This is a genomic window from Haloactinopolyspora sp. (assembly GCF_027324685.1).
Classification (GTDB): Bacteria; Actinomycetota; Actinomycetes; order Jiangellales; family Jiangellaceae; genus Haloactinopolyspora.
On the sequence record NZ_DAHVSH010000126.1, the window covers coordinates 1 to 11672 of the forward strand.

The window sequence follows — 11672 nt, forward strand, 5'->3', positions numbered from 1 at the left end:
TCCGTCACCGGCAACACGGAGGTGCGCCGGGACACGCCGTTGACACCCGTGACCACCGATGAGGTGCGCCTGATCGTCACCGACCGGTCCCGCGACTCGATCGACGTGGCCCGGATCTTCGAGGTCGAGATCTACGACGACGTCGAGTGGTGAGCGCAGCGATGACCGGCAGAAGTGACTGCGCTGATTGTTCGCTCCATGGCCCTGGCGGTCGTCGGCGCCCGACGACGCCCAGAAACGAAGGTGAACGATGAGAACACGTTTCGCGCGCATCGTCGGGATCGGAGTCGCCGCCGCGCTCGCGCTCGGCCTCACGGGACTGGGCGGTGGCTCCCAACCGCCGGCGGCATCCGCAGCGCCGCCTGCTCCACCTGCCGACGTGGTCGTGACCACCACCCATGACAGCTACACCGAGACCGGTACCTGGGCCGAAGCTCGTGACCCCGGCTACCAGGGCGGGCGCACCCGATACACCCGTGAAGCCGGCGCCACCGCGACCTGGACGGTCGTGGCCCCGGCTGACGGCGTGTACGCCATCGACGTCTGGTACACCGCCTCGGTCGACAACGACAAGCAGATGACCTACACGTGGTCCGCGGGCCAGGCCGAGCCGCTGACCTACGACCAGTCCAGCGGCGGCAACGGCTGGGACAGCATCGGCCAGGTCGAGTTGCGCGCCGGGCAGCCGTTGGAGTTCACCGTCACCGCGGTGACCGATGGCGCGATCACCCGCACCGATGCGCTGCGGCTGGCGTTGCCACGCTGTACGGCTGACGTGAACCCCGGCCCGCCGGCGCAGCCGTCGGAACGAGCTTTCGACACCTACCGGCTCATCGAGGACGAAGGCACCGTCGAGGTGCGCGCCGAGCGCTGGGCGATGCAGATCCAGCGCGACGGTTTCCGCTACGGCTTGTCCCGGGGCGACGACCAGGTCGCCGCGCCGCACCCGGTCTCCGGGCTTCAGGCTGGGCCGGCCGATACCGAGCCGTGTGACGCCGTCTCGACGACCGTCACCGGTGCCGACGACGACGCCGTCACCTTCGAGGTCGTGTTCGCCGACGGCATGCCCGCGACGGTGACGGTGTGGCCGAGCGAGGACTCGCTGCGAATGTCCGTGGAACCGGCCGGTCCGGACGCTGCCGACACCGGGCGGATCATCGCGCGCGTCGCCGGCGGGATGAACCCGGCGTACGGGCTCGGCGACGACGGCGGCGTGCGGTCGGACGATCTCAACGTCTACGGCCTGGACCTCGACGAGATCTACGCCCAGAACGGCGGCCCGGTCTACCGATTCATCAGCACGTTCACCGTCTTCCCCGACCGCGGGCTCGCCCAGGTCGTGTTCGACCGCGACCGGATGAGTGCGCAGATCGACGACGACGCGACCGCTCTCGGCGTGCACGCGCCGACCATGCCCGACCTGCGGTACTTCTTCGGCGACATGGCCACGGTGTACGAGCAGTACAAGCACGCCCGCGCCGACGCCGGATTCGTCGACACCAAGCCGCAGCACGAGTTCTTCGGCGTCGGCTACGAGTCGTACGGCGCGCTGGCCTACAACACCAACCAGCAGACCATCACCGAGTCCGTGACCCGCTACCTGGCCGAGGGGTACCCGCTGCGCTGGGCTGTCACCGGGTCGGGCTTCTGGCCGTACGGCGCGGACGGTAACGAGGGCACGACGTCGAGCTTCGGCCTGTGGGGGGAGAAGTACCCCGATCCGGACGCCTACAAGGAGTTCTTCGCCGAGCACGACATCGACCTGATCCTCGGCATGCGCCCGAGTTTCAAGGCACTGCCCGAGGACGGCGGCAAGTACGACCCGGCGGTCGACGGCCCGTGGACGGTGGAGGGTCTGGAGAAGGGCTACTTCATCACCGACGAGTCCGGTGCGGCGAAGGTGTTCAAGACGCCGTACTTCCCGCGCTCGCCGATCTACCTCGTCGACCCCGAGAATCCCGAGGCTCTGGAGTGGTTCGCCGACCTGATGGCGACGTGGGGCGGCGACGGCTACAAGGAAGATCACATGTTCGACGGCGGGGACAACGCGTTCTATGACAGCGCGCTGATCAACGCCACGAACGAGGTGTTCGCCGAGCGCGGCGACCTGATGATGGTGCGCAACTCGGCCTTCTCGGTGGCCGGGTCGATCCTGCGGATCAACGACACCGACTACAACCACGCGACCCGCGATCGCGACCGTACCGTCGTGAACAGCCTGGCCTATCCGGCCAGCGGACAGCCGAACTTCTACCCCGACATCGTCGGCGGGCGGCCCATGCCCGACCTGGAGACCAACCACGACAAGCAGGTCTTCCTCGCGCGCAACGCGATGCTGGCCGCGGTGTCGCCGTCGATGTCGTTCGGCAACGAGCCGTGGCGCATCTCCGAGCCGGACCTCGAAGCGGCGGCGCTGAAGGCCGCCCGATGGCACGAGGAGTATCTGCCCTACATCTACAGCGCGGCCGTGCGAAGCTACGAGACCGGCTATCCGGGCACGGCCACGCCATTGCCGATCGCCTATCCCGACGACCCCGCGACCTACGACCTGGTGAGCTACGCCGCCAAGCAGTACCAGTGGTTGCTGGGCCCGTCGCTGCTGGTGTACCCGCTGTACGGGTCCGACGTCACGACGGCGGACTCGCGTGACGTGTACCTGCCCGAAGGCGAGTGGATGGACATCGAGACCGGGCAGCGCTACACCGGTCCGGTGACGCTGGAGGATCACGAGATCCCCGTGGGCAAGATCCCAGCGTTCGTGGGCGGGACCGGCATCCTGGTCCGCGACGCCGACCCTGATCCGGCGGCCGACCGGGAAGAGTTGGTCGCCGACGTCTACCCGGTCGCCGAGCCCGGCGCGACGTACGAGTTCGTCGGTAGCGACGGAACCACCCGCTCGACCATCACCGCCTCGGCGGTCCCCGGCGCGGCGGACGACCTACGCGTGGTCGACCGTACTGCCGGGGCGGACGTGCCCTTCACCACCGATGCCGTGACCGGCGCCGTGTCGTTCGAGATCGTGCCCGGCCACGACTACGAGGTGGGGTCGGTGTCGGGGCTGTTCTGCGGCGGCCTAGCGGCGACGATCGTCGGGACCGAGGGCGACGACGTGCTCGTCGGCACGCCCGGTGACGACGTCATCGTGGGCCTCGGCGGTCGCGATGTGATCAACGGCCGCGGCGGTGACGACGTCATCTGCGGCGGTTCCGGCGACGACGTGATCAACGGTGCCGAGGGCGACGACACGCTGTTCGGTGGCCCGGGCCGCGACGTGGTCAACGCCGGCGACGGCGACGACGTCGTGTACGGCGGGTCCGGCCGCGACGTGGTGAACGGCGGTGCCGGGACCAACGTCGTCGTCCAGGACGGCCCTGAGTTCTGAAGTTCCTGCAACGGCCCGGGCGCGCCAGGTGCTCGGAGCGGATCGAGGAGTTGATCGTGAACAGACTCTGCGCGTTCACTACCGCCGCGCTGGTCGCTACAGCGCCGTGGCTGATCACGGCCGGGGCCGAACCGGTGGAAGCCGCGCCGGCGAAGCGACCGACGGTGACCGAGACCGCGGACGAGATCACCGTCACCGGTGACACCTACCAGATGGTGATCGACAAGGACGGCTTCCGCTACGGCTTCACCGACGCCTCTGGTGCTCAAACCCTCCCCCCGCACGAGGACTCCGGGTTGCGCGTGCGCGGCGACGGCGCGGACGAGTTCGCCGACGCCGTCACCACGGACCTGGTGAGCAACCCGAAGGCCGCGACCGCCGTTCTGGACGTCGGACTCGACGACGGCTCGGCCGTCCGGGTTCACGTGCACCCGTCGGCCACCACGGTGCGCATCGCCGTGCGCGACCTCGACGCCGCCCCGGCCACGATCGACCTGCGTACCGGCCCAGGCGGTCCCGCCTACGGGCTCGGCGATTACGGCGCGCACGCCAACGGCCAGCCCGACCAGGGCACCCCGTGTAGCGGAAAGGTCGAAGCCCGGCCGACCACCGAGCTGAGCGGCATCGTCCTGGACAACATCACCAACCAAGGCTCGTGCAAGCGGTTCATCAGCACGTTCATGGTGTTCCCGCAGGCCGGGGTGGCCCAGGTGCTGTTCGACGAGGGCCAGAAGCGAGTAGGGCTGACCGAGTCGGAGAACCGGCTCGGCGTGGCCGGAGCCGACGAGGTCGACGCGGCGCACTACTTCCTCGCCGGTGATCTCAAGCGCGTCTACGCCGACTACAAGGAGGCCCGGGCCGAGCACGGCTACACCGATGTCGAACCCCGCCCGGACATGTTCGAGCTCGGGTGGGAGGCCTACGGTGCGCTGGCCTGGAACACCTACCAGTCGTCGGTCGAAGAGACGGTTCAGGGTTTCCTCGACCACGGCTATCCGCTGGGCTGGGGCGTCGTGGGTTCCGGATTCTGGCCGGGACCGCGCGGCAAACCGATCGAGGGGACGACGAACAGCTTCGGGATGTGGGACGACACCCACGAACCCGACCGTGAGGACTCCCAGCCCGGGCTGCCGAACCCGCGCTACCCCGACCCGGACCGGCTGAAGAAGCTGTTCGCCGACAACGACCTCGATCTGTTGCTCGGTGCGCGGAACAACTTCAAGGCCGCACCCGAAGACGGCGGAAACCACAACGACCACTACGACGGGCCGTTCATGCCGGAGGCGGCGGCAGCCGGTCACCTGCTCACCGACGACGACGGCACCCCCACGGTCGTCACGCGGGCGCAGTTCCCCAGCGGTGCCAGCTACGTCCTCGACGGCTCCAACGACGACGCCGTCGACTGGTACGTCGACCGGATGCGCTTGTGGGACGTCGACGGGTGGAAGGAGGACACCATGCTCTACGAGCCGGACCTCCACCTCGACGGCAACTGGAACCCGGTCCAGACCGCCCTGGCCGACGCCGGCGACCTGCTCATGGTGCGCAACGCCGCCTACTCGGTGCCCGGCGACATCATCCGCATCAACGACACCATCTACGGCACGGGCGACGTCTTCCACGAGGACCCGGACCGGATGCCGGTGAACCTGCTCAACATGGCCGCCAGCGGCGCAGGCAACCTGTACCCGGACTACGTGGGTGGCACGCCGGGGCCGCGAATGGACGACCCGGCGTACATGGACTACTTCATGCGCAACGCGCAGTTCAACGCGATGACGCCGGTGCTGGCCTTCGGGAAGGGGCCGTGGGAGCTCGGCCGGACGGACTACGCGGATCAGGTCAAGGACCTTGCGCTGTGGCACGACGCCTTGCACCCGTACATCTACGACGCCGTGCTCGACGGCCACGAGTCCGGCTTCCCGTACGCCATGACGCCGCTGCCGATCGCCTATCCCGACGACCCCGCGACCTACGGCCTGGTGAACGACGAGACCCGGCAGTACGAGTGGATGCTCGGCGAGTCGCTGCTGGCCGCACCGGTGTTCGGGGCCGACTTCGAGACCGCGCAGTCCCGCGACGTGTACCTGCCGGCCGGGCGCTGGATCGACTACTCCACGGGCGCGGTGTACGACGGCCCCTGCACGCTCGAGGACTACGCCGTCGGCACCGACCGCGTGCCTGCGTTCGTCGGCGGCAAGGGCGTGCTGGTGACGCGGGACCGGTCCGAGGCGGGCGAGGTCACCGGGTTCACCGCCGAGGTCTACCCGGTGACCACCGGCTCGGTGTTCGAGTGGACCGACGGCGAGAACCGCAGCCGGATCCGCAACGCCAACACCGGCTGGGACCCGGGCCAGCTGCGCATCACCGACCGGACGACCGGCCGCGACGTCGACTTCGACGTCGACGACGTCACCGGCGCCTTCCGGTTCGCCTTCGCGCCCGGGCACGACTACGTGCTCAGCGGCGGTGGCCGGGCCGACCACTCGCTGCCGGTGGAGACCGCGGCGCCGGCGGCGGAACCCGGCGCGGTGAGCGCTGAGACCGGCGACGACGGCCAGGTGAGGCTGAGCTGGGACCCGGTTCCCGGCGCACGGTCGTACGTCGTCGAGGTCGCGGAGTCCGCGGCCTGCATCGATGGCGTGATCGGCAGCACCACCGGCACCTCCCTGGTGCTCGGGACCCCGGACCGGGCGGCCGGCACGTACACCGTCGCCGCGGCGAACACCGTCGGGACCGGGCCGTGGTCCGAGCCGGTGGTCGTCACCGCACCGGATGGCGGTCCGTCGGTCGTCATCGTCACCGACGAGGGCACGCCCGCGACCTGCGACCCGGAGACACCGGCCTACGCCGAGACCGGCACCTGGGCCGGCAGCAGCCTGGCCGGGTTCGACGGCTCCAAGTCGCGCTACAGCTCGACAGACGGTTCGACCGCCACGTGGTCGGCGAAACTGCTGGACGGCAGCTACGACGTCGCGGTCTGGTTCCCCCTGCACACCAACAGCACGCCGGCCGCCACCTTCACGGTGACCCATGCCGGCGGAACGACCGACACCGTGCTCGACCAGCGGGTCGACGGCGGGCGCTGGATCTCGCTCGGCGAGTACGAGTTCACCGAGGACCGGCTCGGCTCGGTCACGCTGACCGTCGGCGATGCGCCCGGGAACGCGCGCGGTGACGCCGTGCGGTTCACGCCGGTGATCGACGAGCCGCCGCACCCCGGCACCGGCACGTGGACGGCGTCGTCGTCACTGCTCGAAGACGTGCAGCTCGCGAACCAGACGGTGCGGATGGTGGTGCGCACCAGCATCGGCGGCGAGGACCTGCGGCTCCGGCTCACCAACGCCTTCGGCCTCGGGCCGGTGACGTTCGGCGAGGTGACGGTGGGCGAGCAGCAGGAGCGCGCCGAGGTGGTCGAGGGCAGTATCCGGCCGGTCACCTTCGGTGGTCAGGCCACGGTCACGGTGCCGGCCGGGAGCTCGGTGGTCAGCGACCCCGTGGCCGGCAGCTGGACACCGGCCTCGGACGTCGTCGTCAGCGCGTACGTACCCGGGTCGGTCCCGACGGTGACCGGACACCTGCGGCCGTCGGCGACGAGCTACCTCGCCGACGGCCGGCACGCTGCCGAGGCCGGGGGCGACGCGTTCACCGATGAACTGCAGCACTGGTTCTGGCTGGACCGGGTCTCCTTCGACACGACCGAGGCGGCGGGCGCGGTCGCGATCGTCGGCGACTCGCTGACCGACGGCGGCGGCGACGTGCCCGACACCAACCTGCGCTGGCCCGACCATCTGGCCCGCCGGATCCTGGAGCTGCCGCCGGCGCAGCAGTCGGGGGTGCTCAACGCCGGGATGTCGGGCAACCGGATCCTGTTCGACGGGTACGGGCCGCGGGTTCTCGACCGGCTGGACCGTGACGCACTGGACCAGCCGGGCGTGCACACGGTGCTGCTGTTCGAAGGCATCAACGACGTGTCGCGCAGCGTCACCTCGGCCGAACCGCTGATCGACGCCTACCGCGAGATCGCGGACCGGGTGCACTCCCGCGGACTGCGACTGGTGGTCGGCACCCTGACCCCGATCGGCGGGGCCGCGACCTTCACACCGGAGAAGGAGATCGTGCGCCAGGAGGTGAACGAGTTCCTGCGCACCGACCCCGTCTTCGACGGCGTCATCGACTTCGACGCCGCGCTACGCGACCCGGACGATCCGGTGCGCCTCCTGCCCGAATACGACAAGGGCGATCACCTGCACCCCAGCGATGCCGGGCGGGAACGGCTGGCGGAAGTGGTCGACCTCGCACTGCTGGCACCGGTGACCAACTGACGTTCCAGGTTCGAGAACCGATTGGCAAGCGTGACCGATTGCGGGAGGCAGCGTGCTTCGACACCGACTACTGGTTCTACCGGCACTGGCGGCACTGCTCATGGCGGCGATCCCACCCGCGCCGGAGTCGGCCGCGGCCGGCTCGGAGATCGTCGTGGTGGACACGACGGTGGAGTACCTGCACGAACCGCTGGGCATCGACGCGCCCCAACCCCTGCTGAGCTGGGTGCTGGAGTCTTCGGAGCGGGCACAGGTCCAGAGCGCGTACCGGATTCAGGTGGCCTCCACCGCGGACCGGTCGGCCCGCGGCCGCCCGGATGTGTGGGACTCCGGCTGGGTGGAGTCGTCGCAGTCGGTCAACGTCGCCTACGCGGGTCCGAGCCTGGAATCCGGCACCCGCTACTTCTGGCGGGTGCAAGTGGCCGACGGCGACGGTGACCGCTCGCGGTGGAGCGACACGTCCTGGTGGGAGATGGGGCTGCTCGACGAGTCCGACTGGGAGGCCGAATGGATCGGCATGCCGGAAGGGCCCGTCAACCCGGTCGGAGCTGCCTGGATCTGGAATCCGGAGGGCGACCCGGCGGACTCCGTGGCGGCCGGCACCCGCTACTTCCGCCGGACGTTCGAGCTGCCGGCCGAACCCGTGGAGCGGGCCGTGATGGTGCTGGCCGCGGACGACGCCTTCGTGTTGCACGTCAACGGTACCGAGGCCGCGCGCTCGCACACCCGCGTGTTCGGCGGTCGCATGGCCATCGAGGTCGATCTCACCGACCAACTGACCGCCGGGACCAACACCCTGGCGGTGTCGGGCCGCAACCGCTATGTCGGCCCGGCAGGTCTGGTGGCCAAGCTCGAGGTCGAGCTGGCCGACGGCCGGCGGCTCGACGTCGTGACGGACGCGTCCTGGCGGGTGACGCGCCAGAACCAGTCCGGCTGGCAGCAGCCGGGGTTCGATGACTCCGGGTGGTCCGACGCGCTCGAGGTCGCGCCCTACGGCGAAGGGCCGTGGCCGAACCAGGTCCGGCTCCGGCCGAGCCATCCGCCGGCACCCCTGCTGCGCAAGGAATTCACCGTCACCAAGCCGGTCAGCCGGGCCCGGCTCTATGTGAGCGGGCTCGGCTACGGCACCTACGTCCTCAACGGAGAGCGCATCGGTGACCGGATGCTCGACCCGGCGTTCACCGACTACAACCGACGCGTCCTCTACTCGACCTACGACGTGACCGACCAGCTCAGAGAAGGCGCCAACGCGATCGGCGCCGAGCTCGGCCGAGGTCATCACGGATTCGTCGTCCCGGCCGGCGGTGCGGATTTCGTCGACGACACCAAGATGCTGCTGCAGTTGGAGGTCGACTACACCGACGGCACCACCCAGACGGTCGCCTCGGACGGGTCCTGGCAGGTGACCGAGGGGCCCACCGTCTACGACAACATCGCCACCGGCGAGACCTACGACGCCCGGCGAGCGAAGCCGGGCTGGGCGTCGCCCGGTTACCAGGCGGCTAGCTGGTCGAGCGCCGCGGTCCTCTCGCCGCCGGCACCGCTGGTTCGAGCGCAGACCATGCCCCCTGTCACGGCGACCGACATCGAGCCGGTGCGCATCACGGAGCCGAAGCCTGGCGTCTACGTGTTCGACATGGGCCGGACGACGGCCGGCTGGGCCAGGCTCTCGGTCTCCGGCGCGGCCGGCACCGAGGTCAGGATGCTGTACGGCGAGGAACTGAACGACGACGGGACGGTGGCCAATCTCGGCCACTACGACCCCGAACGTAGCGACGCGGAGGGCCAGCTGGACATCTACGTGCTCGCCGGCGAGGGCACGGAGGTCTGGGAACCGTCGTTCAGTTACACCGGGTTCCAGTACGTCCAGGTGGAGGGCCTGCCAGAGCCGCCCACCACCGGCACCATCACGGGTCGCGAGGTCCACAACGCCGTCGACTCGGTCGGCGTCTTCGAATCGTCCAACGAGCTCTACGGCCAGATTCACGAGGCGATGCGAGCGACCATCCTCAACAACCTGCACGGCATGCCGACCGACAGCCCGACCTTCGAACGGCGCGGCTGGTCGGGCGACGCGCACGTGGCGCTGCCGACCATGCTCTACAACTTCGACATGGCCGCCTTCCTCAAGAAGTGGCTGAACGACTTCGAGGACAACCAGGTCGACACCGCGCAGAACCGCAACGACGACCAGGCACGCGGTCTCGGGCGCGTGACCGTCGTGGCCCCATGGCCGAACGACTCCCGCTCGGTGAGCATCTCCGCCGCCTGGACTGGGGTGCTCCCGGCCCTGGTGTGGTCGCTCTACACCGACTACGGCGATCGCGCGGTGCTCACCGAGCACTACGCCTTCCTCACCCGGTACATGGACTTCATGGAGACCCTGCTCGACGACGGGATCATGAGCGTCGAGCAGTACGGGGACCACGCGTCGCCGTTCGGCTCGAACCCCGAGGAGGACCGGCGCCTGGTCGGCACCGCGTACTTCTACAAGTCGCTGCGCGAGATGGCCCGCATCGCCACCGTCCTCGGCAAGACCTCCGACGCCGAGCACTACGCCACCCTGGCGGACCACGTGCGGGACCGCTTCAACGAGGTCTTCTTCGACGAGGACAACGGCTACTACGACACCTTCGAGGGGATCGAGTACAAGCAGACGTCGAACGCCGTGCCGCTGGCCTTCGACCTGGTCCCCGAGGCCCACGAGGCGTCGGTGGTCCAGAGCCTGGTCGACGACATCGAGGCCCGCGGCTGGCATCTCAACACCGGCATCCTGGGCACCAGTGTGTTGCTGCCGGTGCTGTCCGAGCACGGCCACCACGACGTCGCCCATCGTCTCGCCGGCCAGACCACCGAGCCCAGCTGGGGCCACTGGATCGAGAACGGGATGACGACGATCCCGTCCCGCTGGCCCATGCGGCTTGGGTCCAACAACCATTACATGCTCGGCACCGTGGACGAGTGGTTCTACAGCCACGTCGCCGGGATCTCCGCGGATCCGGCTGGGCCGGGCTACGAGAGGTTCGTCGTCCGCCCGCACCCGGGGGGCGTCGACGAGGCCAAGGCGAAGTACGACTCGATTCGCGGCGAGATCGAAACCGAGTGGGAGCACTCCGGGGACACCTTCACGCTCGAGGTCACCGTGCCCGTCAACGCGACGGCAACCGTCCACGTCCCCACCTCCGACCCCGGCGACGTCACCGAAGGCGGGCGTCGCGCAGACGCAGCCGACGGCGTCCGGTTCCTCGAGATGCGCGACGGCTACGCCGTCTACGAAGTCGGATCAGGCAAGTACCGCTTCCGCTCCGAGCTCCAGGAGGGGCCTGCCCACTGATCCATCCCCGTCCCGACGCGCAGAGGAGGACGACGTTGTCCACAGCACCCCGAGGAATCGCCAGCCTGACGGCGGCCGCCGCGCTCCTGCTCACGGCCGCTCCGGCACCGCCACCGGCGGCGGCCACCACGTCCACCCCCACGCCGACCGCCGACGCCGTCGTGCCCATCGACTGGGACGACTTCGACGCCGGGTTGCCGGCTGACGCGCACGCCGAGCGTGCCCGCACGATCCTGCTCAACACGAACCGATACGCGCTGCAGACCTGGTTTCCGCAGACCTACGGCGACCAGACCGGCGACTATCTCGATCTCGGCGGCGTGGCGGAGGGGAACATCCGCCCGCCGGGCAGCGAGGCGCTGGCTTTGGCCACGTCGCTGGCCACCAGGGCGTACGACCCGGATGTGACCGGCGTGGCGATCCCCGAGGCCACCGATGTCGCGGTTCGGCTCATCACCTCGATCGCCGCCACGCACGAGTCGAACCTGCCCACCGGCTGGGGCAGCGCCTGGCAGAGCGCGCTGTGGACGTTCAACGCGGCATTCGGCGGCTGGCTGCTCTGGGACGACTTGCCGCCAGCTGACCAGGAACAGCTGGCGCGGATGGTCGAGGCCGAGGCGAACATCTTCCT

The 11672-nt window shown here is 69.6% G+C and carries 3 protein-coding genes and 1 pseudogene; all 4 read left to right on the forward strand.

The genetic code is table 11. From position 1 onward, the window contains the following. The first annotated feature begins 250 nt into the window (after positions 1–250). Positions 251–3382, forward strand: coding sequence for a TIM-barrel domain-containing protein (locus tag M6444_RS14440; RefSeq protein WP_298328693.1), 3132 nt, complete (start codon positions 251–253; stop codon positions 3380–3382). Positions 3383–3438: 56 nt separating this feature from the next. Continuing rightward, entirely contained in the window at positions 3439–7707 is a 4269-nt protein-coding gene (locus M6444_RS14445) for an SGNH/GDSL hydrolase family protein (protein WP_298328694.1), read from the forward strand. 52 nt (positions 7708–7759) lie between these two features. Further along, entirely contained in the window at positions 7760–11041 is a 3282-nt protein-coding gene (locus M6444_RS14450; protein WP_298328696.1) for a family 78 glycoside hydrolase catalytic domain, read from the forward strand. A 35-nt stretch (positions 11042–11076) separates the two neighbouring features. Continuing rightward, positions 11077–11672 (forward strand): annotated as a pseudogene (locus M6444_RS14455) (hypothetical protein); the annotation flags it as partial.